A 26,841-nucleotide genomic window follows, 5' to 3' on the forward strand; every position below is an offset into this window, starting at 1 on the left:
TGCCGGATCCCGGGCTTTGCTATTTAATAGATAGACCAGTCAGTCTATTAATAAGCGATGCGTAAAACAGACCCCATCAAGCAGCAGGAACGCCGCCGCCACATCCTGGAGGCCGCCGCGCATTGCTTTGCCGAACACGGTTTCCATGCGACCTCCACCGCGCAGATCTGCGAACGGGCGGCGATGAGTCCCGGCAACCTTTTCCATTACTACGCCAGCAAGGCCGACATCATCGAGGCGCTGATCGCCTCGGATACCGACGACATCCAATCGAGGACGCAGGCCGCGATCGTGGCGCCGGATGCCTGCCAGGCCCTGCGTGAATGGGTCGGCGGCCAACTGGCGCTGTATCAGGATCCGGCTTTTGTGCGCCTGGGCATGGAGGTGCTGGCCGAGGCGGTGCGCAATCCCCGCGTGCACGCGCTGGTGATGGCGAACGAGGCGGAACGCAAGGCCGGCCTGCTGACGCTGCTTGCGGCGGTCTGGAAAGGGCGGGACGCCCCCCGGCCGATGGCCGAGATGGCGGACGTGCTGTTGCTGCTGCTGGACGGCGTCTATAGTCGGTCGGTGGTGGACCCCGCGTTCGGCGCCCAAGCTGCGGCCAAGCTGCTGGATCAGGCGCTGGAACACAGCCTGCCGCCCGCGGTTGCCTCGGGAGGCCCCGCGCCGCGCCGCCCGCAAGCCGCGAAGGGGCGCGCATGAATCCGGTCTTTCAACCCCATGCCGCCCTTCGGACGCCCGGCCGGCTGGACCACGTGGATGCGTTGCGAGGCTTTGCGCTCTTCGGCATCCTGATCGTGAACATCGGCGTCTTCTCGTCGCCGTTCTATGGCGCCGGCATCGCCGACCCGGCCTATTCCCGGCCGATGGACCTGGCCGTGCGCTGGGTGATCGCGTGGCTGTTCGAGACCAAGTTCTACCTGCTGTTCTCCTTCCTGTTCGGCTACAGCTTCACCCTGCAGATGTCGGCGGCCGAACGCAGCCAGGCCGCTTTTGCGCCGCGCTTCCTGCGGAGGCTGGCGGGGCTGGCGCTGCTGGGCGCGGCGCATGCGGTGCTGTTCTATCAAGGCGACATCCTGCTGACCTACTCGCTGCTTGGCCTGGGGCTGCTGCTATGCCGCGCAATGGAACCCAAGCGCGCGCTGCGCGCCGCGCTGTGGCTGATCGTGCTGGCCGCATCGGTCTGGGGGATCCTGGGGGCCTTGAGTTTCCTGGATCCCGTGCCCACCGGCTATCAGGCGCTATACAAGGCCGAAGCGCTGGCCGCCATCGAGGCGTACCGGGGCACGATCGGCACGACGATCTTGCAGCACATCAAGGAACTGACCGAGAGCATCTGGTTCATGGTCCTGTTCGTGCAGGGGCCGTTCGTCTTTGCGATGTTCCTGGCCGGTTACGCGCTGGGCCGGCGCGATGCGCTGGCGGATCCGTGGCATCAGCCGCGCGTGCTGGGGCTGCTGTGCGCTTTCGGGCTGCTGCCGGGGTTGGCCGGGTCGGCGTTGTATGCCACGTCTTCGTTGCCGTTCGCCGGCGCCGCCTGGGAGCTTCCCGGACTGGCGGTGGATTTGCTGACCGCGCCGTTGCTCAGCATGTCGTACGCCGCGGCCTTCCTGCTGGCCCTGCGGACACGGGCGTTTGGATTCGCCGGTGCCTGGCTGGCGCCGGCGGGGCGGATGGCGCTGACCAACTACCTGATGCAGTCCATCGTCTGCGCATTCCTGTTCACGGGCTGGGGCCTGCGCCTATTCGCGGCGGTGTCGCCGTTGATGGCCACGGGCATTGCCGTGGCCATCTTCGGGGCGCAATTGCCATTGTCCGCATGGTGGCTGCGCCGCCATGCCTATGGCCCGGTGGAATGGTTCCTGCGCGCGCTCACGATCGGGGCGTTGCCGCCCTGGCGGCGGCCCTGACGCATCCACAGGCCCGCCAGCAGCAGCAAGGCGGGCAGGTAGACCCAATGGTCCGACCAGCGCTGAGAGTTCGGCGACTTGACTTCCAGCACGTCCCAGCCTTGCTCCCAGCCTGACCGTTGAGCGCGGCTGCCGAACCGCACGCCGCCGATTTGCGTCTGATCTCCCAGGCTCATGAGCGTCACGCCCGCCTCGGCCAGGCGCCGGCGGCCGGTGTCAGGCGCGTCGGCCCCCGTTTCCAGCGCCGGCAAGGCGACGGCGACGGTCTTGGTCAGCTCATCGCCTTCCAGGTTGATTCCCCGCAGCACCACGGTCAGGCGGCCGTTGTCCGGCATCGCGGCGGCGATCGCCTGGATGTCGCCGGCGGGACGGCTTTCGTAGGGCGACGCGATCCGGTCCATGAACCAGTCAGGGCGGAACAGCATGAACGTCGCAAGTAGCAGCACGCCCACTTCGGCCCACGTGCAGCGCGTGCGGAACCACCGCATGGTGGCCGCGGCGAAGGTCAGGGACGCCAGCGTCGCGCCCGCCACGACGAGTGCCAGCTCCCAGCCGTAGTTGACATCGATCAGCAGCAGGGTCGGGTTGAACACGAACATGAACGGCAGGATGGCGGTGCGCGCCGCGTAGGTGACGCCCTGGATGCCGGTCTTGATGGGGTCTTCGCCCGATATCGCCGCCGCCGCGAACGTGGCCAGGCCCACGGGTGGCGTGATGTCGGCCATGATGCCGTAATAGAACACGAACATGTGCACGGCGATCAGCGGGATGACCAGGCCGTTCTGCGCGCCCAGTTCCACGACGACCGGCGCCATCAACGTCGCCATCAGGATGTAGTTCGCGGTTGTGGGCATGCCCAGGCCCAGGACCAGGCAGACCAGCGCGGTGAAGATCAGCATCAGCAATACGTTGCCCATCGACACCAGCTCGACGAAGGCGGTCATGCGCAGGCCCAGGCCGGTCAGCGTGATCGCGCCGACGATCAGGCCGGCGGTGCCGCATGCGATCGCGATGCCGATCATGTTGCGCGCGCCGTCCTGCAGGCCGCCGATGGCGTCGCGCCAACCATGGCGCCAGGCCGGGGCCGCGTCCTGTTTGCGGAACCAGGCGATCAACGGGCGCTGCGTCACCATCTGGAACAGCATGGCGGTCGCCGCCCAGAAGGCCGACAGGCCCGCCGACAGTTCCTCCACGCTCAGGCACCACACCAGGATGCCGATGGGAATCAGGAAATACAGGCCGGCGCGAACCGTCGGCCATGGTTGCGGCCGCACGGGATGATTGACGTCGATGTCCTGCGGCAGGTCGGGATGCGACGCGGCCACGCGCAGCAGCCACAGGTAGAGCGCCGCCAGGATCGCCAGCAGCACCCAGATGGCCGCGGCGCCCGCCGCCGCCTGCACACCGGTGCCGATCCAGTAGGCGGCACCCATCACCAGCAGCGTGCCGCTGATCCCCATGCCCCATCCCGCCAGCTTCTGCAGCGGCGTGCGCGACGGGCCTGCGGCCATCATGGGCTGGATGCCCAGTTTCAGCGCTTCCAGGTGGACGATGTAGAACAGCGCGATGTAGGAGATCGCCGCCGGCAGGATCGCGTGGCGGATGATGTCCGTGTAGGGGATGCCGACGTACTCGATCATCAGGAAGGCGGCCGCGCCCATGACGGGGGGCATGATCTGGCCGTTGACGGATGACGCGGTCTCGATCGCGCCGGCCCGCACGCCGCCGTAGCCGGCTTTTTTCATGAGGGGGATCGTGAAGATCCCGCCCGTCACCACGTTGGCGACCGAAGACGCCGACACCAGGCCGTTGACCGCCGACGACACCACGGCCACCTTGGCCGGCCCGCCGCGCAGATGGCCCAGCAGGGCGAACGAGACTTGCATCATGTAGTTGCCCGCGCCGCACTTGTCCAGCAGCGACCCCAGCAGCACGAAGATGAAGATGTACGACACCGACACGCCCAGCGCGACGCCGTACACGCCTTCGGTCGTCAGCCACATATGCGACATCAGGCGTTCGAGCGACGCGCCTCGGTGCGCCAGCACGTCAGGCAGCCAGGGGCCCGCCAGCGCGTAGGCCACGAACACCAGGCCGAGCACGGTCATGGGTAGTCCCAGCGCGCGGCGCGTGACTTCCAGCAGCAGCGCCAGGCCGATGACTGCGGTGGCCACGTCCATCGGCGTGGGTTGCCCGGGGCGGCCGGCCAGCTCGTTATAGAAGACATACAGGTAGCTGCCGCAAAAGCCGGCGGCCAGCGCCAGGACCCAGTCGTACCAGGGCATGCGGTCGCGCGCGGAGCGCTTGCTGGCGGGGTAGGCCAGATAGCCCAGGAACATCGCGGTGCCCAGATGCAACGCGCGCGCCTCGGTGTCGTTGAAGATGCCCCAGCTGAACGAAAACGGCAGCGGCGACGCGTACCAGAGTTGGAAGAAAGACCAGATCAGCGCGCCCGCGGCCAGCGTGGCGCCGGCGACGCCGCCCACGTTGCGGCCGCCGCGGTCGGCGTCGGCGACAAGCTGTTCCAGGTCCGGGGCCGGCGTGTGCGGCTCTTTTGTCATGAAATTCCCCTACGTGTCATGGCGCGCGCCGGCAGGGCGGCGCGCGTTGTGTCCTGGCGCGCGGCTGGCGCGCGGCTGGCGCGCGCTGGCCATGCCTTAGAGCAGGCCCTTTTCCTTGAAGTACTTTTCGGCACCGGGATGCAGGGGCGCCGACAAGCCGTTCTTGACCATGTCCGCCGGCTTCAGGTTGGCGAATGCCGGGTGCAGCTTCTTGAAGTCGTCGAAGTTGTCGAACACCGCCTTGACCACGGTGTAGACCGTGGCGTCGGGCACGTCGGCGGACGTGACGAACGTGGCGGTCACGCCGTACGTCCGGGTTTCGGCAGGATTGTTCGGATACAGCCCGGCCGGGATCGTGGCGTAGGCGTAGTAGGGGTATTTTTCGACGAGCTTGTCCACCGCCGGACCCGTCAGCGAGACGAGCTTGGCGCCGCAGCTGGTGGTGGGGTCCTGGATGTTGGCCGACGGGTGGCCGACGCCATAGAAGAAGCCGTCGATCTTGCCGTCGCAGACGGCGGAACCGTGCTCGTCAGGGCGCAGTTCCGAGGCCAGCGAAAAATCTTTCAGCGTCCAGCCCATCGTGGCCAGCAGTTCCTCCATCGACGCGCGCGTGCCCGAGCCTGGGTTGCCGACGTTGAAGCGCTTGCCCTTCAGGTCCTCGAAGCTCTTGATATTCGCGTCTTTGCGTGTGACAACGGTGAAGGGCTCGGGGTGGATCGAAAACACGGACCGCAGTTTCGGGTAGGGGCCGGCCTGCTTGAACTGGCCTTCGCCGTTGTAGGCGTTGAAGCCGACGTCGGACTGCACTACGCCCAGGTCGAGTTCGCCCGCTTTGATGGTGTTGGCGTTGAACACCGAGCCGCCGGTGGATTCGACGGAACAGCGGATGCCGTGCGTGGCGCGGTCCTTGTTGACCAGGCGGCAGATGGCGCCGCCGGCGGCATAGTAGACGCCGGTGACGCCGCCCGTGCCGATGCTGACGAACTTCTGTTGGGCGGCGGCGGGTGCTGGCGCCATGGACAGCAATGCCGTGGCCAAGCCCGCCGCGGCGAGCGTGAAGGCATTGCGATGGCCCAAGGGATGTTTGACGGACGTGGTCATGCAAACTCCTTCTGGGGTTTTTCCCCGTGATTTGCCGGTCTCTGCCGGCGGTTGGGCCGCCCCGCGAGCCGGCGGGGCGTCCTGTGCGAATCATCACGTGCCCGCGTGGCAGGCGGCGCACGGCGGATCCCCCCCGCCGTGCGCGCAGGCGAGCGCTACGCGCGGGCCTGTGCAATGGCGGCGTCGATGGCGCCCGCCAGGCGTTCGGTCAATTGGTCCAGTTCGTCGTCGGAAATGATGAAGGGCGGGGCCAGCAGCACGTGATCGCCCTGGCGGCCGTCGATCGTGCCGCCCATCGGGTAGACCATCAGGCCCCGCGCCATGGCTTCGCGCTTGATCCGCGCATGCAGCGTCACCGCCGGGTCGAACGTCTGTTTCGTGCCGCGGTCCTGCACCAGTTCGATGCCCATGAACAGGCCCCGGCCGCGGATGTCGCCCACATGCGGATGTTCACCCAGGGCGTGTTCCAGGCGCTGGCGCAAGCCGGCGCCTTGCTCGCGCACCCGCGCCAGCAGGTTGTCGCGGCGGATCACGTCCTGCACGGCAAGCGACGCGGCGCAGGCGATGGCGTGGCCCAGATAGGTGTGGCCGTGCTGGAAGAAGCCGCTGCCTTGCTGCATGGCGTCCACGATGCGTTGCTGCGCCATCACCGCGCCGATGGGCTGGTAGCCGCCGCCCAGGCCCTTGGCGATCGTGATCAGGTCGGGCACGACGCCTTCTTGCTCCACGGCGTAGAGCGTGCCGGTGCGGCCCATGCCACACATCACTTCATCGGCGATCAGCAGTACGCCGTGGCGGTCGCAGACCTCGCGGATCCGGCGGAAATAGCCCGGCACCGCCGTCACGGCGCCGGACGTGGCGCCGACCACCGGCTCGGCCACGAAAGCCATCACCGTGCCGGCACCCAGCTTTTCAAAGGTCTGATCCAGCTCCTGCGCCAGCCGCTCGCCGTACTGTTCGGCGCTTTCGTCCGGCCGCTGGTCGCGGTAGGCGTAGCAGGGCGAGACGTGTTCGACGTCGATCAGCAGCGGCGCGAATTGGGCGCGGCGCCAGGCGTTGCCGCCCACTGCCAAGGCGCCGAGCGTGTTGCCGTGATAGCTCTGGCGGCGCGCCACGATGTGGCGGCGTTCCGGCTGGCCGGTTTCCACGAAGTACTGGCGTGCCATCTTCAGCGCCGCCTCGACGGCTTCGGAGCCGCCCGATACGAAATAGGCGTGGGAAATGCCTTCAGGGGCGTCGGCCACCAGACGGTCGGCCAACTGCTCGGCGACGTCGGTCGTGAAGAAGCTGGTGTGGGCGTAAGCCAGCGCGTCGATCTGCGCGTGCATGGCGGCCTGGATGTCGGGGTGGTTGTGCCCCAGGCAGGAAACGGCCGCGCCGCCCGAGCCGTCGAGATAGGCGCGGCCGGCGCTATCGTGGATCCACACGCCGTGGCCGCGTACGGCGACAGGCGGCGTCTGGCGTAGGGAGCGATGAAGGACGCGGGTTTGGCTCATGGCGATTCCGTGAAGCGAAGGTAGGGGAGGGTTGGGGGATCGTTGGATGGGGCGCGGTCAGCCCGGCCGCCGCGAGGCGGGGGCGGTCCAGTAGACGTTATCGGTACGTAGCCGTGCTTCGACTTCTGTCAGGCGGTTCAGCACGTCGGTGCCGCCGCGGGCGGTCAGGCGGGCGATCAAGTGTTCGGCCAGGCCCAGCAGGCCCGCGGTCGTGTGGAAGAACGAGCCGGGCCCTTGCCGCGCAGGCCGCGCCTGGACGCCGTCGCGGTCGGGCGGCGCGAATCGCAGCGTATGGCGGGCCTCGACGGCCAGCGGAGACAGGGGGTCATCGGTCAGCGCGATCAGCGCGACCCCGCGCTGGCCCGCCTGGCGCGCCAGTTGCACCGTGGCCGTGGGGTAGGGAGCCTGCGAGATGACGATCAGCGCATCGCCGGCATCCAGGTTGTCGGCCTGCTCGGCGGGTGCGCCGCCCAATCCGTCGATGAGCACGCTGTTGCGGCGTACGAGCTGATACGCGTAGCGCATCTGGAAGGCGATGCCGAACGCCGATCGCGTGCCCAGGAAGCCGACCTGGCGGGCGTTCAGCAAGGTCTGCACCGCGGCGTCGAACGCGTCCGGCGGGTTGAGCGTGCAAACCGAGCTCATGGCCTGGATCTGGTAGTCGGTCAACACATCGTGACCAGGGGCGTCGGGGGCGCCGGCGGCGGCCTGCAAGGCGGCCGCGCGATCACGCAGGCCGGTGCTGCCCGCGCCCGCAAGCGCCTGTTGGAACGGCTGCCGGAAATCTTCGTAGCTGGCGTAGCCGATCGCCCGCGCCAGCCGCAGCATGGTGGCCGGCGCCACACCCAGCGCCTGCGCCTGGCGGCGCATGGACCACAACCCGACTTCGGCCGGATGCGCCACGACCCAGTGCGCCGCGCGTTGCAGCTCGGGCGGCAGGGACTCCAGTTTTTCCTGCAGGGTCAGGGCGACGTCGGTAGGCAGAGGCATGGCTTGCGCCGCTTAAAAAAACAAATGATAAATCTTGTTCTTTTAAAAAAACATATGTTTTATATCGGGATTTTCACTAGGTCAGGCATGCCGGGTGCTGTCCCCGGGAAGCATCGTCAAGTCCGGTAATCCTGCTGTCATCTCCTGCAATTCCGTGTTCATTTATTTACATCATGCCGGGGGTTTTTGTTTGACTCAAATAAATCGGGCGCATATCATTTGTGTAGAAATCAATTTGACCGAAGCTTTATTTCCATGAACAACGCCGCGCAATCCGATCCGACACAGCAGTACGACCTGCGCATCTTGCGGGCCCTGCGCCGCATCACGCGCTCGATCGCATTGCATTCGCGCCAGTTGTCCGCGGTCAGCCACATCACCGCGCCCCAGTTGATGTGCTTGCGCACGGTGATGGCCAACGGCCCGATGACGGCCACCGCCATCAGCCGCGAGATGCACGTCAGCCCCAGCACGGTGGTCGGCATCCTGGACCGCCTGGAAGATAAAGGGTTCATCCGCCGCGAACGCGGCCGTGAAGACCGCCGCATCGTGTTCGTCACGGCCACCGACGCCGGCCGGGAATTGGCGCAGGGCGCGCCGTCGCCGTTGCAGAAGCACCTGGCTGACGCGCTGAACGCCTTGCCTGAACTCGAGCAAGCCACGATCACGCTGTCGTTGGAACGCATCGTGGCGCTGATGGAGCAAGAAGGCCAGGCAGTCGCCGCGGAAGCACACGGCGACGTGTCGTCGCCCATCCTTGAAGTGCCCACGGGCGGGGCACCACCAGAATCGGGAATCGTTGCATGAAGAAAATCGAACTGGACACACCTACCCTCTCAAGTGCCGTGGCGCCGGCGGTTCGCGCGCAGACCCATACGATGCGTCTGCCCAACCGCAAAGACGGCGCCGCCATTCACCGCCTCATTTCCGAGTGCCCGCCACTCGACCTGAATTCCCTCTATGCGTATTTGCTCCTGTGCGAGCAATTCAGCGACACCTGCGTCATCGCCGAAAGTGCCGGCGGACGTATCGACGGTTTTATCTCCGCTTATGTGATCCCGGCCCGGCCCGACGTGCTGTTCGTCTGGCAGGTCGCGGTGCACGCTCGCGCACGCGGCCACCGATTGGGCCGCGCCATGCTTCGCGAACTCTTGCAACGCAAAGAGCTCGCGCATGTACGTCATCTTGAAACCACGGTGGGGCCTGACAACCAGGCATCGCGCCGCAGCTTCACCGGTCTGGCCGGCGAGCTGGGCGCCCACGTTTCCGAGCAGCCGTTCTTCGACCGGCAATTGTTCGGGGGCGCGGACCATGACGACGAGATGCTGTTGAGGATAGGCCCGTTCGCATTGCCCGCCCCGTAGGGCGGCGCAACCCCAGCGGACTTATCGAAATACCGGGATGGCTTTGCCGATCCGAATGCCTGTGCGCATCCGGAGGGACGCTGGCCGTCTATCGACTTATGAGATGAAAAGGGAGGATTAATCATATGGACTTGAAAATCTTTGACCGGATGGAGTCGGAAGTGCGGGGCTACATTCGGTCGTTTCCCGTGATATTCAGCCAGGCCCGAGGCTCGACGCTGATTGACGAGGACGGCACCGAGTACATCGATTTCTTCAGCGGCGCAGGCACGCTGAACTATGGCCACAACAATCCTGTTCTCAAGGAAAAGCTGCTGGAGTATGTCCAGTCGGACGGCGTCGTCCATGGCCTGGACATGGCCACCAGCGCGAAGAAGCGTTTCCTGGAGACGGTGGATCGCGTGCTGCTCAAGCCGCGCAACTGGCAATACACGCTGCAGTTCACCGGCCCCACCGGTACCAACGCCGTGGAAGCCGCGCTGAAGATCGCGCGTCAGGTCAAGGGCCGCCCCAATGTGATTTCGTTCACCCATGGTTTCCATGGCGTCAGCGGCGGTTCGCTGGCGGTGACGGCCAACATGAAGTTCCGCGAGGCCTCGGGCTACGCGCTGGGCAATACGACGTTCATGCCCTATGACGGCTACTTCGGTCCCGACGTGGACACCATGGCGTATCTGGAGCGCATGCTGGAAGATCCCAGCAGCGGCATGGACAAGCCGGCCGCCGTCATCGTGGAAACGGTGCAGGGCGAGGGCGGCGTCAACGTGGCCACGCTGCGCTGGCTGAAAGAGCTGGACAAGCTGTGCAAGCGCCACGACATGCTGCTGATCGTGGACGACATCCAGGTCGGCTGCGGCCGTACCGGCACGTTCTTCAGCTTCGAGGCCGCCGGCATCCGCCCGGACATCATCACGCTGTCGAAGTCGCTGTCCGGCTTCGGGCTGCCCATGTCGCTGGTGCTGATGAAGCCCGAGCTGGACATCTGGAAGCCGGGCGCGCACAGCGGCACGTTCCGCGGCAACAACCTGGCGTTCGTCACGGCGACGCAGGCGCTGGAAACCTATTGGGCCAACACCGCGTTCACCACCGAGATCCAGCGCAAAGAGCGCCAGGTCCGCGATTGGCTGGAGAACCTGGTCCACAGCTATCCCAACGCCGGCCTGTCGGTGCGCGGCCGCGGCCTGATCCAGGGCCTGGTGTGCAACACGACGCCCGCCCTGGCCAACCGCATCTCGCAGAACGCCTTCAAGAAGGGTGTCGTCATCGAAACGTCGGGCGCGCATGACGAAGTGCTGAAGCTGCTGCCCGCGCTGACGATCGAGGAAGAGCTGCTCGGCAAGGGCCTGGACCTGATCGAGGCGAGCGTGGCCGAAGCGCTGGCCGAAGAGGGGCAGTCTGCCCGCATTCTGAAATTTGGAGGAAAACGCCAATGATCGTACGCAACGTCAAAGATGTGATCGGCACTGCCGATGAAGTCCGCACCGACACCTGGGTCAGCCGCCGCGTGCTGCTGAAGAAGGACGGAATGGGCTTTTCCTTCCACGAGACCACCATTTTTCCGGGCGGCCGCACCCACATCCACTACAAGAACCATCTTGAAGCGGTGTGGTGCATTGAAGGCGACGGTTCCATCGAGACCATCGCCGACGGCAAGAAGTACGACCTGGGCCCCGGCGTGGTCTACGCCCTGAACGACAACGACGAGCACTGGCTGTGCGGCGGCAAGGAGCCGCTGCGCGTCATCTGCGTCTTCAATCCGCCGCTGACCGGCCAGGAAGTGCACGACAAAGAGGGCGTTTACGCGCTGCCTGAAGCCCACGCCAAAGCGGCCTGAAACCAGACAAGGAGGTTCGCATGATCTCACCTGCGCAGGATCCGTACGCCTCACGTACGGATCGAAGTTCCGCCATCATCGCCCGTCAGGACCCGGTGGTCTATGACGACGGCCAATACGCCAGCGCCCTGTCCGGCGAGCAAGTCGGCCAGTACGAGCGCGACGGTTTCCTCTTGCTGGAAAACCTGTTCTCGGAAGCCGAGATCCGCGCCTTGTCGACCGAGGTCGAGCGCATGACGCGCGATCCGTCGATCGTCCGGCGCGAAGAATCCATCACCGAGCCCGGCAGCAACGCCGTGCGGTCCATCTTCATGGTGCACGTGCTGAACCCCGTGCTGTCGCGCCTGGTGCGCGACCCGCGGCTGGTCAACGTGGCGCGCCAGATCCTCGGGTCCGAGGTCTACATCCACCAGTCGCGCGCCAACATGAAGCCGGGCTTCAAGGGCAAGGAGTTCTACTGGCACTCCGATTTCGAGACCTGGCATGTGGAAGACGGCATGCCCTCGATGCGCGCGCTCAGCTGCTCGGTGCTCTTGACCGACAACAATGAATGCAACGGCCCCCTGATGCTGGTGCCGGGTTCGCACCGGCAGTTCATCTCGTGCGTCGGCGAGACCCCGAACGACCACTACAAGCAATCGCTGAAAAAGCAGGAGTACGGCGTGCCGGATCCGGTCAGCCTGCAACTGCTGGTCGAGCAGGGCGGCATCCGCTCGATGACGGCCAAGGCCGGTTCGGTGGTGTTCTTCGACTGCAACACGATGCACGGCTCGAACAGCAACATCTCGCCGTGGCCGCGCGCCAACGTGTTCATGGTCTACAACAGCATGGAAAACACCTTGAATCCGCCCAAGTATGGGCTGACGCCGCGTCCTGAGCATATCGCGACGCGCAAGGGGTTCAAGGCGGTGACGCCGCTGGACACCCTGAAGCTGGTGGGCGGTTAGCCGACCGCTTGGACGTGTCATCAAAACCCGGGCCTGGCCCGGGTTTTTTCATGCCGGCGCCCGGGAGTGTTTCCTGGGCGTTTCCTGTGCATTTCCCAGGGGCGAGGGCGGGGCGCTCTCTGCTATCCTTTCGCGGACTCTTACGCCGACCTTTTGCCGCCATGTCCGCCCGTATCCTCAGCTTGCATATCTACCCCATCAAATCCTGCGCAGGCATCGACCTGACGGAATCCCCCATCGACCGGGCCGGCCTGGCCCAGGACCGCCGCTGGATGCTGATCGGCGGCGACGGCCAGTTCATGACCCAGCGGCAATGGCCCGCGATGGCGCTGATTCGTACGGCGATCACGGCGCAGGCGCTGCGCCTGTCCGCGCCGGGCATGGCGGACCTGGACGTGCCGCTTGACGGGTCAGGCCTGGAGCCGGGGGCGGAAACCGTGGCGGTCTGGAGCGACACCATTTCCGCCCAGCGGGAAAGCGCCGCCGCCGGGCAATGGTTGTCGGATTTCCTCAAGACGCCGTGCCGCTTGCTCAAGGCGGACACGGCCGCGCGACGCAACGCCAAGCCGGACTGGGTCTCTCGCTGGGCCGACGGGCATCCCGATCTGGCGGAGACGTTCGTGGGCGAGCACCACTTCGGTTTCGCCGACGGTTTCCCGCTGCTGATCGCCAACCAGTCGTCGCTTGACGACCTGAACGCCCGGCTGCAGGCCAAGGGCGTGGCGCCCGTGCCGATGGACCGTTTCCGGCCCAATATCGTGATCGATGGCGAATGGGAACCGTTCGAGGAAGACCATACGGCCATGATCACGGCCGCCGGCGTCCGGATGGCCTTCGTCAAGCCCTGCACCCGGTGTTCGATCCCCGATATCGATCAGCGCACCGCCCGGCAGCATGACGAACCCGGCCGCACGCTGGCGGGTTACCGGAACCTGGAGATCGGGGTGGTATTCGGCCAGAACGCCATTCTGGACGCGCCCGCCGGCGCCCGCCTGAAGGTGGGCGACGCGGTAGAGATCGAACTGGATTTCTAAGCCGCAGGGTGGCCCGGCCCGCCCGCAGGCCGTCCCGGGGCGGCAAAAAATATAGAATACCGGGTTCCAACGGCAATACCGGATGCCGGGCATCACTTAAGCAACGCTTCGCGGACCGGACCGCGAACCAGGATATTTCTATCATGCAACGCATCATGCTGCGGGCAAAGCTGCACCGCGTCACGGTCACCGAAGCCGACCTTCACTACGAAGGGTCTTGTGGCATCGACGAAGACCTGCTGGACGCTGCCGGCATGCGCGAGTTCGAACGCATCGAACTCTACAACGTCACCAACGGCGAACGCTTCGACACATACATCATCAAGGCGGCGCGCGGCAGCGGCGCCATTTCGTTGAACGGCGCCGCGGCGCGCCGGGCCCAGGTCGGCGATCTGCTGATCATCTGCACCTACGGCCCGATGTCCGAAGAAGATTCCGCCACCCACAAGCCGCAAGTGGTGCTGGTGGACGACGCGAACCGCGTCAAGGAAATCCGAAAGTTCCCGGCCTGACGCCGGGCCGGGCGCAGCGCCGCTTCCGGTCAGGCCGGACGACGCTGCGTCGACTCAGAACCGTTTCATCATGAGCTTCCAGGTCACCATCCAACCCAGCAAGCATCAATTCCCTGTCGAGCCCGGCCAGACCGTGCTCGACGGCGCCCTGGCGGCCGGCATCGTGCTGCCCTATAGCTGCCGCAACGGCGCGTGCTCCACCTGCAAGGGCAAAGTGGTGTCCGGGGAGTTCGACGCCGGCCAATACCCCGCTCAGATCCTGTCGCCCGAGGAACTGGCTGACGGCTACACGCTGTTCTGCCAGGCCCGCCCCGGGTCGGACATGGTGGTCGAGTCCACCGAGGTCCGCCTGGCCAGCGACATCCAGATCCGCAAGCTGCCTTCGCGCGTGCAGACGCTTGAGCGCGTGGCGCCCGACGTCACCGTCATCAAACTTCAGTTGCCGGCGTCGGAACAGTTCCGCTACTACGCGGGGCAGTACATCGAAGTCATCCTGAAGGACGGCCGCCGCCGCAGCTATTCGATGGCCGGCGCGCCGCATACCGGCAGTCCGCTGGAACTGCACATCCGCCATATGCCGGGCGGGTTGTTCACCGACCACGTCTTCGGCGCGGGCGATACGCAGATGAAAGAGCGCGAGATCCTGCGCCTGGAAGGGCCGTTCGGCTCGTTTTTCCTGCGTGAAGACAGCGACAAGCCGATCGTGCTGCTGGCCAGCGGCACGGGTTTCGCGCCGGTGAAGGCCATCGTCGAGCACATGATCCATAAGAACATCAACCGCCCCGTCACCCTGTACTGGGGCGGCCGCCGTCCGCGCGACCTGTACATGGACGCGCTGGCGCAGTCCTGGTCGGGCCAGTTGCCGGGGTTCACCTATGTCCCGGTCGTGTCCAACGCGCTGCAGGAAGACGGTTGGACGGGCCGTACCGGCTTCGTGCACGAGGCCGTCATGCAGGACATCGCCGACCTGTCCGGCCATCAGGTCTACGCCTGCGGCACGCCGCTGATGGTGGATGCCGCCCGGCGCGAATTCAGCACGCAGAACGGCCTGCCGTCTGAAGAGTTCTACGCGGACGCGTTCACGTCCGAAGCCGACCTGGCGAAAGCCGCGTCGTAACCGGGACCGGCATATGAGAAAAGGGGCGGAATTCACAAGCGGAAAAGCTTGGTCACTTCCGCCCCTTTTTACAGCAGGGCCGCCCCAAGGTAAAAATGCCCCCTCGGGGGGCAGCAAGCACGCAGAGCGTGCGCGGCGTGGGGGCCTTCTTTTACAGCAGGGCCGCCCCAAGGTAAAAATGCCCCCTCGGGGGGCAGCAAGCACGCAGAGCGTGCGCGGCGTGGGGGCCTTCTTTTACAGCAGGGCCGCCCCAAGGTAAAAATGCCCCCTCGGGGGGCAGCAAGCACGCAGAGCGTGCGCGGCGTGGGGGCCTTCTTTTACAGCAGGGCCGCCTCAAGGTAAAAATGCCCCCCTGGGGGGGCCGCAAGCACGCCGAGCGTGCGCGGCGTGGGGCGCCTTTTTAGACGTAGGCGAAGCCAAATCGGCGGGGTAAACTGCCTTGGCAGCGGCTTGCCAAGGGGGCGGACATCGGGTCCGTGGACCGATTTGGCACGCAAGGAGCAATGCGGGCATGAAAGTAGCGGTATTGGGTAGCGGCATTATCGGCATCTCCAGCGCCTGGTGGCTAAGCCAGGCCGGCCACGACGTCGTGGTCATTGATCGCTGCACCGGTCCCGCGCAGGAAACCAGCCTGGCCAATGGCGCGCAGATTTCGGTTTCCTACGCCGAACCCTGGGCCAATCCGCAGGCCCCGTTCAAGCTGCTCAAATGGATGTTCCAGGACGACGCGCCGCTGCTGTTCCGCCCGCAACTGGATTGGCGGCAATGGATGTGGGGCTTGTCCTTCCTGCGCGAATGCCTGCCCAGCCGCCTGGCGCCGAACATCCGCGCCATGGTCCGCATGGCCGAATACAGCCGCGCCACCCTGCGCGGCATGCGCGCCGAACTGGGCATTGAATACGACCACCTTGAACGCGGCATCCTGAATTTCTACCGCGATCCTCACGAATTCGAGAATTCCCAGCGCGCCGCCGGGCTGATGCGCGATTTCGGCGTCGAGCGCCGCGTGGTCACGGCCGACGAAGTCATCGGCATCGAACCGGCCCTGGCGCCGCACCGGCAGACGATCGTCGGTGGCGACTACACCCCCGAAGACGAAAGCGGCGACGTCCACCTGTTCACGGTCGCGCTGGCTGAGCGCTGTGCCCGCGCCGGCGTCGAATTCCGCTACAGCACGCGGGCCACGCGCCTGCTGACGCAGGGCGGCACCGTGCAGGGCGTTGAGATCATTGAACCCGACGGCCAGTACGGCTCGGTCTCGGCCGACGCCTATGTCGTCGCCATGGGCAGCTTTAGCCCCAATATGCTGCGTCCGCTGGGCATCCCCTGCAATGTCTATCCGGCCAAGGGCTATTCCGCGACGTTTCCGGTGCTGAAACCCAGCGCCGCGCCCACGGTCAGCCTGACGGACAGCAGCCACAAAATCGTGTTCTCGCGCCTGGGCGACCGGCTGCGCATGGCGGGCACGGCAGAGCTCTCGGGGTACTCCCGGGGCCTGAACACCAGCCGTTGCGAGGCCTTGACCCGCCTGGCGCAAGAACTCTTTCCCGACGCGCTCGATTTCGGGCGCGTCAGCTATTGGTCGGGCTTGCGCCCGTCCACTCCCTCGAATGTGCCCATCATCGGCCGTAGCCGTATCCCCAATTTGTATATCAATACAGGACACGGTACGCTCGGCTGGACGATGGGTGTTGGCTCGGGCCGGGCACTGGCCGATCTGCTCAGCGGACGGCGGCCAGAACCGGAATTCCCTTTTCTTGGTCTATGAACCTATGAAGAATCTGCAATTGGCGGGTGTTGCCCGCGCGATGTTCGCCAACCGGCGCGCATGGGTGTTTGGCGCTGCCATGGCAATGGCGGGCGTGGCGAATGCCGCTCCAGTGGAAATCCAGGTCTGGCACACGCTGTCGGACGCGAACAAGGCCGAATTCGAAAAGCTGGCCAAGCAGTACAACAAAGAGCAGGACCAGGTCGCCGTCAAGCTTCGCGGATTCGCCTCGCAAGACGCGCTTGAGCAAGAGGCCGTCTCGGCGGTCAAGGCCAAGAAGGCGCCCAATCTGGTCCAGTTGACAGACAACCATTCGCCGGAAGTCGTGGCTCAGCACAAGGCCATCCTGCCGATGTACGAACTGCTGGCCAAGTACCCGATCAAGGACCTGAACTGGTTCGTGCCGGCTACCAGCAGCTTCACGCGCGATGGCAAGGGCCGCCTGCTGGCCTTCCCCTGGATGGCCGAAGTGCCGGTGATGTTCTACAACACCGCCGCCTACAAGAAGGCGGGCCTCGACCCCAACAATCCGGCCCGCACGTGGAGCGGCCTGCAGGCCGAACTGCTGAAGCTGCGCGATGTGGCGGATATCGATTGCCCCTACGCCTCCAGCGATCAGGTCACCGTTCACCTGGAGAACCTGGCGCCGATCAACGGCCAGCAATTCACCAGCAACAACAATGGACTGGATGCCGTCACCAAGAAGAGCGCGGCGCCTGCCATGCAGTTCGACACGCTCTACATGCGCCACATCTCGCTGATGGTCAGCTGGAAGCGTTCGCTGCTGTTCATGGCGCATACGGGCGACGCGTCGGCCGACAAGCTCTTCGCCAAGGGCGAGTGCGCCGTGCTGACCGCCAACTCCGGCGCCTTCGGCACGTTCGTGACCACCAAGTCGCTGTCGTTCGGCGTGGCGCCGGTGCCTTACTACGATCAAGCCACCAAGACCGCCGGCCAGCCGTTCGTCAGCGGTTCCGCGCTGTGGGCGCTTGACGGCCGCCCGCAAGCCGAAGAGAAGGCCACGGCGCAGTTCCTGGCCTGGCTGTCCAAGCCGGTCGTCGCCGCCGAATGGCATCAGCGCACGGGCTTCCTGCCGCTGACCGAAGCGGCGTTCCGCGCGTCCGATGTGTCGTTCTACAAGAGCATCCCGGGCGCGCAAGCCGTGATCGCTTCGATGAGCACGCGTCCGGCCAGCAATAGCCGCGGCTTCCGCATGGCGAACTACAACCGCATCGAGCCGGTGCTGAACCAGCAGCTGAACGATGCCTTCGACGGCAAGGTGCCGCCTGTATCGGCCTTGAACAACGCGGCTACCCAGGCACGCAGCATCGCCGCGCAACGTTGACCTTCCCGGCTTGAGCCGGCAGCGCTGACGCCTGCCGGTTCCGTCCGCAAAAGCCCGGTCCCAGGACCGGGCTTTTTTCGTCCGCCGATCGCGCCACGCGGGGCGGATCAAAGCATCCATGCGTACATGCCAGTCTGGCGGTGCGCCAACCCGTCGTCCACCATGCCGTTCATGCGTACCGCTCCCGGTGCGCCCTTTGCTTGCGGTGAGGCATGGTTCGAATCTTCTTCCTGGTGGCAAGCTTGTCCGGCCTGGGCGCTTGCGCAACCTGGCCGGCCAATGGCGGCCCTGGCGCTTCCTGGCAGACGGCCGAGCCCGCCACGGGCGGCTTCCGATTTGACTGGCGCTTGTCGGGGGACCCCGCCGTCGCGCCTGTGCAGGTGTTCGACGACGGCAGGGAAGTCTGGCTGCAATTCGCGCCCGGGCAGGCTTTGCCCGCCGTATTCGGCGTGCGTGGCGATGGCGAGCATGCCTTGCCCTATGTCCGCCGCGATCCGTACGTCGTGGTCAAGGGAGAGTGGGGCGTCCTGCGCTTCCGTGGAGGCCGCCTGAAGGCCAGGGCGGAACGCGCGGACGACTTGGCCCATATCGCGGCCGCGCCAGTGCAACCCGAGCCGCTGGCAATACCCGGTATCGGGGCGCTGGCGTCGAATGGGCCGTTGGCGGCCGACGCTCCGGGCGTTGCTCCCCTTCTTGCCGCGACCCCCACCGCGACCCCTGGCCTGGCGGTTTCCCTGCTGCCCGCCGCGCCGGTTCCGCTGTACCGGGCCGCCCCGCCGGACGCCACGCTTCGCGCCGTGCTGGCGCGTTGGGCGGACCGCTCGGGCTGGACGTTCCAACCGCAGCATTGGGCGGTTGACGTGGATATTCCGTTGTCCGCATCGGCGGATTTTCCGGGCGACTTCAAGTCCGCGGTCCGTGACCTGCTAAGCGCAACCGAACTGGCCGAAAAACCGTTGCAGCCGTGCTTCTACGGCAACCAGGTGCTGCGCGTCGTGCCGCTTGCTCAGTCCTGCTCGCGCGCGGCATCGCTGCAAGGAGGCGGGGCATGATGATCAAACACGTGATGTGCCTGATGGCGTGCGGGGTGCTGGGCGGTTGCGCGGCGTCCCAGCAGGTGGCGCACCTGAACCGGGCGGCCAACGAGCGGCAAGCGGTGCTGACGGATCGCCATCAGGCGTTCGCCGATGGCTTGTCGGACCGCCAGGCGCGCATTGCCGCGCAGGACGTCGCCGCACCCTGGATCGCCGGCAAGCCGCAGCCGCTGGCGCGCGCCGTGTCGCTGCCGCCCGCGCTGCGCGAGAACGTACCGACGACGCTGATGCTGGCCGACGAAGCGGACCTTCCCGCGATGGCGCAGCGCTTGGGTGCCGCCACCGGTATTCCGGTCCGGGTGCGGCCCGACGCCTTGCTTGCGCTAGAGCAGTTCCTGCCGCGCCTTGCCGTGAATGCAGGGCTGTCGGCGCCGTCTCCGGTCCGTTTCGAAATCCGCGAGGGGCCTGTGCCGCTCGCCGATCTGCTGGATGCGCTGGCCGCCCGCTTTTCCGTGCATTGGCGCTATGTGCGCGATGCGCTGGAGTTCTACCGCACCGAAACCCGGGTGTTCGACGTGCGGGCGTTGTCGCTGGCCAGCGCGGTCGATGTGCGCCTGGGCAGGTCGGGCAGCGCGGAAGGCGAGGGCTTTGAAAGCACGTCCAACACCACCTTGTCGGCGAAAGAACACAACGCTTTGGCGGTGTTGCGCGCCAGCATCGTCCCGTTCCTGACGCGCTCAGGCCTGATCGCGGACGCGGTGGATGGCGCCTCGTCGCTGGTGGTCACGGACACGCCCGAGGCGCTGGAACGCGTGGCGCACTACCTCGAGCGCGAGAACAAGGCGTTGACACGGCGCGTGCGGCTGGTCTTTGAGGAAATCACCGTCATCGTCAGGCAATCGGCCTCCGGCGGCATGGACTGGAACGCGTTGTACGCGGCGGCAGGGGCGTCGGCACGTCTCGCCCTGCCCGGGGCGGCGCCCCTGGAGGCCGGCCTGCTGGAAGCCGGCGTGAACCAGGGGCCGTTCGACGGCTCGCGCGCGATTGTCTCGGCGCTAAGCACGATGGGGGCGATCGTACGGCACCGCAAGGTCCCCGTCCTGACGTTGAACCGCCGGCCGGTCACCCACGCGATCCGCACCACGTTCTCGTATATCGACCGGGTTCAAAGCACGGCGGTTCCGGGCACGACGGCGGGTGGGGCCAATGGCTCGCTGCCTGCGGTGTCGATCAGCCAGAAGGAAGAAACCGTCGGCTCGTTCCTGACGCTGTTGCCGGACATCCAGGAAGATGGGCAGATTCTCTTGTCCGTCGCCTACGACAACGCGGTTGCGCAGCCGCTGAAAACCATCACCTTCGGCGAGCGCGGCAATCAGGTGCAGGTCCAGCAGATCACGATCGACGGCAACGGCACCGTGCAGCAGATCGAGTTGCGGCCAGGCCAGCCCGTCATCCTGTCCGGATTCGATCGCAGCCAGGACCAGCACGACCGCCAGCGCCTTGCGCCGGGTCTGCCGTTGATCACGGGCGGGCAGGACAGCGCCGCCCAGGAACGCGAGACCACGCTGGTGCTGGTGACGGCGCAGGTCGAAGAAGGGTACTGAGGCTGCGCCATGAACCGAGCTCCGTATTTCCTTCTGATCGACTGCCCGGGCACTGAACGCAAGCTGGCGTTCGGTTTGCACTGGCTGGTGCTGATCGGCTCTGACGTCTCCGGACTGGCCCGCGCCCGAGGGCGACGCCTGCGGGCGACCCATGTTGTCGTCGGCGGGTCGCCGGCCACCGTGGCGGGCTATGGCCGGGCGCGGTCGGCCTGGCGTCGCGGTCCACACGCGACGGCATCGCGCCGGCGGCGGGCGCCCCATGTCCAGGCGGCCGCGCAACTTTATGCGTTGCTGTACCCCGAGGGCGGCCTGTGCTTGATTCCGCTACCAGAGGGGCGCTATTGGCTGGCCGCCGCTCAAGACGGTTCGGTGTTGTCGCAGGCCGACAAGGTATTCGCGACGCACAGCGAAGCCCTGCACGCGCGGGCGCGCTTGCGGGAGCAGCGTCCTGCGTTGCCCGAGCACGACGCCGATTCGGTATGGGCGGCGTTGTCGCACGCCGTGGAGCCGGGTGCAAGGCTGGCGGTGCTGCCCTCCCGGTGGGCGGCAATGCCGTTTGCGTTGCGTTTCTTCCTGATATGCGTGGGGCTGTCCGCCGCCGTGCCGCCGCTGTGGCATGGCCTGTCGGCACAGCGCTTTCTGCGCGAACCGGAGTCGCTGGCCCCGGAAGCGGCAGGCCGGGTGGATCCCTATCTGGCCATGCTGGAAGGGACGCCCACGCATGCGCCCGATGCTCTTTTCCGTTTGCTGGCCGCGGTGGGAAGGCTCCCTATACAGGTGCAGGGTTGGGCATTGCGTCAGGCGCAATGCGATGCCGGGTCACGGACCTGGAGCTGTTCGGCGCGCTATGTGCGGGCGCATCCCCTGGCGACCAATCAATTGCTGCATGCGCGGCTGCCTGCGGGATGGCAAGTGTCATTCAAACCGCTGGACGCGGCCACGCTGTCCTGGCGCGTCGCGGCCGACGTCGTGCCCCTGGCCCGGTTGACGCTGCCGACTGCGTTGCGGGTGGATACCGAGTTGGTTGCGGCGTTGCAGCGGATGCAGCCGGCCTTTGTTTCCGTCGCTTTGGATGCTGCCGTGGCTGTGCCGCTGCTTTCGTCGCAGGCGGCGGATCCGCCCGAGCCCCTTGCGCCCGCCCGGCCACCCGTGAGGCGTCGTGCGTTGCGCTTGTCCGGGCCCTTGCGATCCTTGGCGCTATTGCCCGGCCCGCTTCCCGCGGTGCGCTGGTCGCGCCTCGCGCTGCATGTGCAGCCGCAACTTCAGCCCAGCCTGGCCGCCAGCACGCTGGTCGCCGAACTGCATGGAGAACTGTATGAGCAGGAATAGATCCGCATCGAGGCGCGCGGTGTGCGCCGCCGGCATTGCTTGGCTGCTGATCACGTGCCTCGCGTCGGCATCCGCATCCGAATCTGCGCTGCCGGCGCTGGCGTTGCCGCCGCCCCACGAGGCGCAGGCGTGGCCAGAGGTGGAAACGGTGCGCACGCTGCTGCGCGCCGACGCCGCAGCAGCCCTGGCCGATTGCCGGATGCCAGGCATTTGCCCGCCCAGTCCATCGCCAGCTGCCCCGGCGGAATCGATCATCGCGCTGCCGGACGATATCCGAGTGACTGCGATATTCGGTGTTGCCCGGCATCTGAGCGCCGACGTGGTCGTCAATGGCGCGGTGCTGCGCTACCAGACGGGCCGGGCCTCTCCTGTCATGGCGGGTGGCTCGGCAGCCGGCTACCAATTGCTTGCCATCGAAGGCGCTTGCGTGCGTCTGCGCAGGGGCGCCAACGACCATACCGCCTGCCTGAGCGCGGCAAAGGCAATGCCATGATCCGTCTTCCGGCGCCGCCGCCGGCATCGCTGCCAACTGAACTGCGTACCGCCGACGACATTTCCCGCATGACCCCCGCTTTGGCCCGTGCGTTAAGCCGGGAATTCGACCTGGCCGCGTTGGCCGGCCGGTTGTGCCCCGTGTTGCTGGATAGCGGCGAAGCCGCCATCTTCGCCGTCAAGGAATACCTCGAAGGCGACCCCATCGATGAAGTCGAGCGCCTGGTGCGCGCTGGCGGATACCGGTTGGCGCAGCCGTCGCGTTACGCGCTGCCGGCGCCTTTGCTGCTGATGGTCTCGCGTGGGCAATTGACGGCGGCCGGCATCGGGCCGCGAGGCGCCAGCCGGCAAGCCGAGCGTGCGTCGGCCCTGGCGGCGCTCTTCCTGGATATCGTGCGATGGGGCGTGGCCCAAGGCGCAAGCGACGTGCACATCAACGTGAACCGGCGTCGCGAGGCCTGCGACATCCGCTACACCATCAACGGCGAATACGTCGCCACCGAGCGGTTCGCCGGCCTGTCCAACACGACATTGCTGGAAGTGCTGGCGGTGGCGTGGATGGACGTGCGCGGCGGCAACGGCGCCGTCTTCGACCCGGCGCTGGAACAGCAGGGGCGCATCGCGCTGACGGTGGACGCCGCGCCGCTGGTGCTCCGGTGGGCATCGCTGGCGACAGATGCGGGGCCGTCGGTGTGCCTGCGAATCCTGCGCCTGGATGCCACCGCCGATGGTGACCTGCATGCATTGGGGTATCTGCCCGCCCAGGTCGAGACCCTGCTGGGCGCCCGCGAACGCGAAGGGGGCGCCATCGTGCTGGCGGGCGTCGTGGGGTCCGGAAAATCCACCACCATCGCGGCCTTGATGCGCGGCATCGCCGCCACCCGCAAGGTCATCACGCTTGAGGACCCGGTCGAATACGCCATCGCCAATGCCTTGCAGAATACGCTGGGCAGCGCGTTGGCCGAATCGGCGTGGCCGGCGTTCGACGCCAAGCTCAAGACCATCAAGCGTTCGGCCATGAATGACCTGCTGATCGGCGAAATCCGGGATATCGACACCGGCCGCGCCTTCATGGACCTTGCCGGCTCGGGCGTCAGCCTGTATGCCACCACGCACGCGGGTTCCGCTGCGTTGATTCCTGAGCGTCTTGCTTCGGACGCCATCGGCGTGTCGCGCAATTTTCTCGCTACGCCGGGCATCCTGAAACTGCTGGTCTATCAGACGCTGTTGCCTCGCCTATGCGTCGCCTGCGCACTGCCGCTGGACAGCTTGTGGCGAGGGCGTCCGCAGCATCCGAATGCCGCGCCGGACTGGCAGGCCTGGTTCCGGTGGCTGCAACAGACGTACCGACTGGACGCCGAGGCGGTCAAGGTCAGGAACCCGAAGGGGTGCGCCGCGTGCCGCCGTCCCCAATTGCCGGAGCTCAATGGCACGGCCGGGCGCAGCGTCGCGGCCGAATTGATCGAACCCGCCCGCGTGGAGGGGTTCCTGGAACGCGTGCGCAGGCGAGACAACTTGGGTCTGAACCGGTGGATGCAAGCGGCGCATGCCGACGACGCACGGGGCGAAGCGGTCGGCCATGGCTTGCGGGCGCTGGACTGCGCGCTGCATAAAGTGAATAGGGGGGAGGTCGATCCCCGGGCGTTGCTGCGCCGGTTCGACCTTGCAGTGTCGCCGCGGTCGCGGCACATGGAGCCTGCCAGCGCCAGTCTCGGGCAGAGGGGGCGGGCATGACCTCCTATTTGCCGCGCCTGGATGCGCTGCGCTTCCGAGCCGGACGTGCCGACTACTACGAATATCTGGCGGACCTGGTCGAGGGGACGCAGGGGCGTAAAAGTCTGCGGGACATTTTCGATGACGATGCGCGTCGCTACGGGTTGCGTAGCGTGCGGGGGCGGCTGTCGCATTACTGGGCCGGCGCCTATCCGGAGGCGGGTGGAGACCTGGGCGCGGCCTGGGCCGGCACACTGCCTTCCGAAGAATGCCTGCTGCTGAGCTGCGTCCAGGAAGAGGGCGGCGATCTTGCCGAGGCATTGCGCGACCTGGCCCGGGCGGTCCGGTTGGGCGGCGACGCCTGGTTGGCCGTGGTCTCGGCGGCGGCGGCTGGCGTAGCCGCAACGGTCGTGGCCCTTGCGTTGTTGTGCGCCATCCCGTTCTTCAGCGTGCCGCGCCTGCAGCAAGTGTTTGCGATGGTGCCCATGGAAGACTATGGGCGCCTGACGCGCGGGCTGTTTGCCCTGGCCCGGGCGTTGCGGCAATGGCTGTTGCTGTGTCTGGTGCTTGGCGCGGGTATGGCGCTGTTAAGCATCTGGTCGCTTCCGAACGTCGCGGGGGCCTTCCGGGCCGGACTCGACCGCTGGCTGCTGTGGCGGCTGTACCGCGATTTCCAGGCGATCCGCTTCCTTTGCCTGCTGTCGGTGCTGGTCCGCCAGCACGGTGCGGCCGATACCCGTTTGCGCCACGCGCTGGCCGTCCAGGCCCGGGAGGCGAGGCCGTGGATGCATGCGCATCTTCAATCCATGTCGGCGCGTCTGGACGGCGGCGCCAGCGGCGCCGAGATATTCAACACGGGGCTGCTGGATGAAGAAACGTGGTGGTACATGGCCGACATGACCGATGCGTTGGGGCTGGAGGCTGGCTTGGCGCGGGTGCGCCAGCGCGTCGAATCGCGGTTGCTGGCAAGGGTGCGGCGGCAAGCGGCCGTGCTGCGCTGGACCCTGTTGATCGCGTCGGTGGCGACGGTGCTGAGCGTCACGCTCTGGCACTACGCCGTCATCGACGAACTGCGCCGGGCCCTGACCAACTTCTATGCAAGCCAATGACGCCGGGCACTCTGCCCGCTCAGGTGGAGCCCGGCACGGGTGTCCCAAGCACACTTAACGGAGGTAGTGATGCAACAGGTTTTGACGTGTCAATCCGGCGCCGCGCGCCAGCGCGGATTTTCCTTGATGGAAGTGTCCATCGTGACTGCCATCGTCTTGTTGATCGCGATCGTGGGCATTCCTGCGATCGGGGCGTACGTCATCGAAAACAAGGTGCCCAAGGTCGGCGGCGAGCTGCAGCGCTTCATCGCCAGCATGAAGATCAATGCCCAGGGCGGCGGCGTCACGCCCTATACGGGACTGGATACCGGCGCGATGGCCAACGCGATGCGCGATTCCAGCGTGCTGGCCGTCCAGGGCAGGGGGGCGTCGGCGCGCATCGTGCATGGATTGGGCGGCAGCGGGGCCGGCCGCAACGGCATCGTCGAGGTGGTGGCGGCGGCCCTGGGCGGCGCAGGGTTGGGCTCGGCGTTCACGGTCACGCTCACCAACGTCAGCCATGCCGCCTGCCCGGCACTGGCTTCCGTCCTGCAGCGGGTCTCGGAAACGATCTCCATCGGTGGCAGTTCAGGCGTCAAAGTCGTGAAAGATGCGCTTGCGACGCCTGCGGTGCCGTACCGGGCGGCCTTGGCTCAGGCTCAATGCAGCCAGGGCGATGTCAACACGTTCACCTTCACCGCAAAATGACGCGCCGGTACTTGCCCGGAAGCGTGGCCGCCGGCCGCTACCGCCAGGGCGGCCTCTCGCTGCCAGGCCTGGCGCTGGCATTGGCGCTGGCCTCTCTGACGGCCATTTGGGCGTCCAACCAGCTCGTTCATCGGATCGAGGACGCGGCGGCGCGCTCGGCGGGGGTGTGGATGGCGCAGGTCCGGCAGGCCGTCGCGGGGATGCTGACGCGGCATTTCGACGCACTGGGAAAGGGGCTGGCACCCCAGGATGCGACGGGCGTACCGCTGTTCGCGGATCCGCAATCCCCCACCGTGACGGAATTGCGCGCCTTGGCGCATCTGCCGACCGATTTCCCCGAACGCTCGGCGCTGGGATTCGGCGCGCAGGTACGGGTATTCAAGGGAGTGGGGTGTCCGGGGGAACGTTGCAGGATCGACGCCCTGGTCTACAGCGCCACGCCGATGATGAAGCGGGGCACGCGGTCGCCTGACCTGATCGGCATCGCCTCCGTCATCGAGGCCGCAGGCGGCTTCGGCGGGGCCGTCTGGCCCGACGCGCCAGAACAGGTTCGGGGCGTCGCGTTCCGCTTCGCCAACCCGTTGGCACCGGACGCGCCCGCTTATGCACCTGGCACACTGGCGTTCAGACCCCGCGCCCGCCCACAACGCCAGTGTGCCAGGTGCATAAGCGGGCGCGTCCGGTGCCAACGGGTTGGCGAAGCGGAACGCGACGCCCCGAACCTGTTCTGGCGCGTCGGGCCAGACGGCCCCGCCGAAGCCGCCTGCGGCCTCGATGACGGAGGCGATGCCGATCAGGTCAGGCGACCGCGTGCCCCGCTTCATCATCGGCGTGGCGCTGTAGACCAGGGCGTCGATCCTGCAACGTTCCCCCGGACACCCCACTCCCTTGAAT

The 26,841-nt window shown here is 66.6% G+C and carries 23 protein-coding genes and 1 pseudogene; 20 read left to right on the forward strand and 4 right to left on the reverse strand.

What is annotated here, in order from left to right:
• Positions 1-57 precede the first annotated feature (57 nt).
• Both A9973_RS12610 and A9973_RS12615 read left to right on the forward strand, forming a co-directional pair.
• Positions 58-702 carry a TetR/AcrR family transcriptional regulator gene (locus A9973_RS12610; RefSeq protein WP_183014108.1) on the forward strand — a complete coding sequence of 215 codons (645 nt, stop codon included), beginning with the start codon at positions 58-60 and terminating at the stop codon, positions 700-702.
• Positions 699-1,910 carry a DUF418 domain-containing protein gene (locus tag A9973_RS12615; RefSeq protein WP_183014109.1) on the forward strand — a complete coding sequence of 404 codons (1,212 nt, stop codon included), beginning with the start codon at positions 699-701 and terminating at the stop codon, positions 1,908-1,910. The genes A9973_RS12610 and A9973_RS12615 overlap by 4 nt, the downstream gene beginning before the upstream one ends.
• On the opposite strand, the gene A9973_RS12620 is transcribed toward A9973_RS12615, so the two are convergent.
• The 4 genes from A9973_RS12620 to A9973_RS12635 all read right to left on the reverse strand — a co-directional run bounded on the left by A9973_RS12620 (position 1,841) and on the right by A9973_RS12635 (position 8,058).
• Positions 1,841-4,471 (reverse strand): TRAP transporter fused permease subunit, encoded by a 2,631-nt coding sequence (locus A9973_RS12620; protein WP_183014110.1) that lies wholly within the window; start codon positions 4,469-4,471, stop codon positions 1,841-1,843. The genes A9973_RS12615 and A9973_RS12620 overlap by 70 nt on opposite strands.
• A 96-nt stretch (positions 4,472-4,567) precedes the next feature.
• The gene (locus tag A9973_RS12625) at positions 4,568-5,572 is read right to left on the reverse strand and encodes a TAXI family TRAP transporter solute-binding subunit (RefSeq protein ID WP_183014111.1); all 1,005 of its coding nucleotides are present in this window, start codon (positions 5,570-5,572) and stop codon (positions 4,568-4,570) included.
• Positions 5,573-5,727: 155 nt separating this feature from the next.
• A complete protein-coding gene (locus A9973_RS12630) occupies positions 5,728-7,068 on the reverse strand; it encodes an aspartate aminotransferase family protein (protein ID WP_183014112.1) in 1,341 nt (446 codons plus the stop codon).
• A 57-nt stretch (positions 7,069-7,125) separates the two neighbouring features.
• Positions 7,126-8,058 (reverse strand): MurR/RpiR family transcriptional regulator, encoded by a 933-nt coding sequence (locus A9973_RS12635; RefSeq protein ID WP_183014113.1) that lies wholly within the window; start codon positions 8,056-8,058, stop codon positions 7,126-7,128.
• A 255-nt stretch (positions 8,059-8,313) separates the two neighbouring features.
• On the opposite strand from A9973_RS12635, the gene A9973_RS12640 reads away from it, so the two are divergent.
• The 18 genes and pseudogenes from A9973_RS12640 to A9973_RS12725 form a co-directional block, all read left to right on the forward strand.
• Positions 8,314-8,865 (forward strand): MarR family winged helix-turn-helix transcriptional regulator, encoded by a 552-nt coding sequence (locus A9973_RS12640; protein WP_183014114.1) that lies wholly within the window; start codon positions 8,314-8,316, stop codon positions 8,863-8,865.
• Entirely contained in the window at positions 8,862-9,422 is a 561-nt protein-coding gene (gene ectA / locus A9973_RS12645; RefSeq protein WP_183014115.1) for a diaminobutyrate acetyltransferase, read from the forward strand. Before A9973_RS12640 ends, ectA begins: the two co-directional genes overlap by 4 nt.
• A gap of 125 nt (positions 9,423-9,547) precedes the next feature.
• Positions 9,548-10,855 (forward strand): diaminobutyrate--2-oxoglutarate transaminase, encoded by a 1,308-nt coding sequence (ectB, locus tag A9973_RS12650; RefSeq protein WP_183014116.1) that lies wholly within the window; start codon positions 9,548-9,550, stop codon positions 10,853-10,855.
• Positions 10,852-11,256: an ectoine synthase gene (locus tag A9973_RS12655; RefSeq protein WP_183014117.1), complete on the forward strand. Its 405-nt coding sequence runs from the start codon at positions 10,852-10,854 to the stop codon at positions 11,254-11,256. The genes ectB and A9973_RS12655 overlap by 4 nt, the downstream gene beginning before the upstream one ends.
• 20 nt (positions 11,257-11,276) lie before the next feature.
• On the forward strand, positions 11,277-12,203 hold the full coding sequence (gene thpD / locus A9973_RS12660) for an ectoine hydroxylase (RefSeq protein ID WP_183014118.1): 927 nt from the start codon (positions 11,277-11,279) through the stop codon (positions 12,201-12,203).
• A gap of 161 nt (positions 12,204-12,364) precedes the next feature.
• A complete protein-coding gene (locus tag A9973_RS12665) occupies positions 12,365-13,237 on the forward strand; it encodes an MOSC domain-containing protein (RefSeq protein WP_183014119.1) in 873 nt (290 codons plus the stop codon).
• A 143-nt stretch (positions 13,238-13,380) separates the two neighbouring features.
• A complete protein-coding gene (panD, locus tag A9973_RS12670; RefSeq protein ID WP_050446262.1) occupies positions 13,381-13,749 on the forward strand; it encodes an aspartate 1-decarboxylase in 369 nt (122 codons plus the stop codon).
• Positions 13,750-13,819: 70 nt separating this feature from the next.
• Positions 13,820-14,866 (forward strand): CDP-6-deoxy-delta-3,4-glucoseen reductase, encoded by a 1,047-nt coding sequence (locus A9973_RS12675; RefSeq protein WP_183014120.1) that lies wholly within the window; start codon positions 13,820-13,822, stop codon positions 14,864-14,866.
• Positions 14,867-15,377: 511 nt separating this feature from the next.
• Positions 15,378-16,634 (forward strand): D-amino acid dehydrogenase, encoded by a 1,257-nt coding sequence (locus tag A9973_RS12680; protein WP_183014121.1) that lies wholly within the window; start codon positions 15,378-15,380, stop codon positions 16,632-16,634.
• Positions 16,635-16,638: 4 nt separating this feature from the next.
• Complete coding sequence (locus A9973_RS12685; protein WP_183014122.1) at positions 16,639-17,979, forward strand: extracellular solute-binding protein; 1,341 nt, start codon at positions 16,639-16,641, stop codon at positions 17,977-17,979.
• A gap of 212 nt (positions 17,980-18,191) precedes the next feature.
• Entirely contained in the window at positions 18,192-19,031 is an 840-nt protein-coding gene (locus A9973_RS12690) for a TcpQ domain-containing protein (protein ID WP_183014123.1), read from the forward strand.
• The gene (locus A9973_RS12695) at positions 19,028-20,617 is read left to right on the forward strand and encodes a hypothetical protein (protein ID WP_183014124.1); all 1,590 of its coding nucleotides are present in this window, start codon (positions 19,028-19,030) and stop codon (positions 20,615-20,617) included. Before A9973_RS12690 ends, A9973_RS12695 begins: the two co-directional genes overlap by 4 nt.
• Positions 20,618-20,626: 9 nt before the next feature.
• Positions 20,627-21,946 (forward strand): type 4b pilus protein PilO2, encoded by a 1,320-nt coding sequence (locus A9973_RS12700; protein WP_183014125.1) that lies wholly within the window; start codon positions 20,627-20,629, stop codon positions 21,944-21,946.
• Positions 21,933-22,439, forward strand: a complete 507-nt coding sequence (locus A9973_RS12705) for a hypothetical protein (RefSeq protein ID WP_183014126.1) — start codon at positions 21,933-21,935, stop codon at positions 22,437-22,439. Before A9973_RS12700 ends, A9973_RS12705 begins: the two co-directional genes overlap by 14 nt.
• On the forward strand, positions 22,436-24,172 hold the full coding sequence (locus tag A9973_RS12710; protein WP_183014127.1) for an ATPase, T2SS/T4P/T4SS family: 1,737 nt from the start codon (positions 22,436-22,438) through the stop codon (positions 24,170-24,172). Before A9973_RS12705 ends, A9973_RS12710 begins: the two co-directional genes overlap by 4 nt.
• On the forward strand, positions 24,169-25,260 hold the full coding sequence (locus A9973_RS12715) for a general secretion pathway protein (RefSeq protein WP_183014128.1): 1,092 nt from the start codon (positions 24,169-24,171) through the stop codon (positions 25,258-25,260). Before A9973_RS12710 ends, A9973_RS12715 begins: the two co-directional genes overlap by 4 nt.
• Before the next feature lie 69 nt (positions 25,261-25,329).
• Complete coding sequence (locus tag A9973_RS12720; RefSeq protein ID WP_183014129.1) at positions 25,330-25,947, forward strand: type 4 pilus major pilin; 618 nt, start codon at positions 25,330-25,332, stop codon at positions 25,945-25,947.
• 11 nt (positions 25,948-25,958) lie between these two features.
• A pseudogene (locus A9973_RS12725) lies at positions 25,959-26,841 on the forward strand (hypothetical protein); the annotation flags it as partial.

This window comes from Achromobacter sp. UMC46 (assembly GCF_014170335.1).
Lineage (GTDB): Bacteria > Pseudomonadota > Gammaproteobacteria > Burkholderiales > Burkholderiaceae_B > Achromobacter.

Coding starts and splice junctions, on each gene's coding strand:
- A9973_RS12640 (WP_183014114.1), top strand. CDS start 8,314: ATGAACAACGCCGCGCAATCCGATCCGACACAGCAGTACGACCTGCGC.
- A9973_RS12680 (WP_183014121.1), top strand. CDS start 15,378: ATGAAAGTAGCGGTATTGGGTAGCGGCATTATCGGCATCTCCAGCGCC.
- A9973_RS12710 (WP_183014127.1), top strand. CDS start 22,436: ATGATCCGTCTTCCGGCGCCGCCGCCGGCATCGCTGCCAACTGAACTG.
- A9973_RS12665 (WP_183014119.1), top strand. CDS start 12,365: ATGTCCGCCCGTATCCTCAGCTTGCATATCTACCCCATCAAATCCTGC.
- panD (WP_050446262.1), top strand. CDS start 13,381: ATGCAACGCATCATGCTGCGGGCAAAGCTGCACCGCGTCACGGTCACC.
- A9973_RS12705 (WP_183014126.1), top strand. CDS start 21,933: ATGAGCAGGAATAGATCCGCATCGAGGCGCGCGGTGTGCGCCGCCGGC.
- A9973_RS12615 (WP_183014109.1), top strand. CDS start 699: ATGAATCCGGTCTTTCAACCCCATGCCGCCCTTCGGACGCCCGGCCGG.
- thpD (WP_183014118.1), top strand. CDS start 11,277: ATGATCTCACCTGCGCAGGATCCGTACGCCTCACGTACGGATCGAAGT.
- A9973_RS12630 (WP_183014112.1), bottom strand. CDS start 7,068: ATGAGCCAAACCCGCGTCCTTCATCGCTCCCTACGCCAGACGCCGCCT.
- A9973_RS12655 (WP_183014117.1), top strand. CDS start 10,852: ATGATCGTACGCAACGTCAAAGATGTGATCGGCACTGCCGATGAAGTC.
- A9973_RS12685 (WP_183014122.1), top strand. CDS start 16,639: ATGAAGAATCTGCAATTGGCGGGTGTTGCCCGCGCGATGTTCGCCAAC.
- A9973_RS12675 (WP_183014120.1), top strand. CDS start 13,820: ATGAGCTTCCAGGTCACCATCCAACCCAGCAAGCATCAATTCCCTGTC.
- ectA (WP_183014115.1), top strand. CDS start 8,862: ATGAAGAAAATCGAACTGGACACACCTACCCTCTCAAGTGCCGTGGCG.
- A9973_RS12720 (WP_183014129.1), top strand. CDS start 25,330: ATGCAACAGGTTTTGACGTGTCAATCCGGCGCCGCGCGCCAGCGCGGA.
- A9973_RS12700 (WP_183014125.1), top strand. CDS start 20,627: ATGAACCGAGCTCCGTATTTCCTTCTGATCGACTGCCCGGGCACTGAA.
- A9973_RS12695 (WP_183014124.1), top strand. CDS start 19,028: ATGATGATCAAACACGTGATGTGCCTGATGGCGTGCGGGGTGCTGGGC.
- A9973_RS12610 (WP_183014108.1), top strand. CDS start 58: ATGCGTAAAACAGACCCCATCAAGCAGCAGGAACGCCGCCGCCACATC.
- ectB (WP_183014116.1), top strand. CDS start 9,548: ATGGACTTGAAAATCTTTGACCGGATGGAGTCGGAAGTGCGGGGCTAC.
- A9973_RS12620 (WP_183014110.1), bottom strand. CDS start 4,471: ATGACAAAAGAGCCGCACACGCCGGCCCCGGACCTGGAACAGCTTGTC.
- A9973_RS12690 (WP_183014123.1), top strand. CDS start 18,192: ATGGTTCGAATCTTCTTCCTGGTGGCAAGCTTGTCCGGCCTGGGCGCT.
- A9973_RS12715 (WP_183014128.1), top strand. CDS start 24,169: ATGACCTCCTATTTGCCGCGCCTGGATGCGCTGCGCTTCCGAGCCGGA.
- A9973_RS12625 (WP_183014111.1), bottom strand. CDS start 5,572: ATGACCACGTCCGTCAAACATCCCTTGGGCCATCGCAATGCCTTCACG.
- A9973_RS12635 (WP_183014113.1), bottom strand. CDS start 8,058: ATGCCTCTGCCTACCGACGTCGCCCTGACCCTGCAGGAAAAACTGGAG.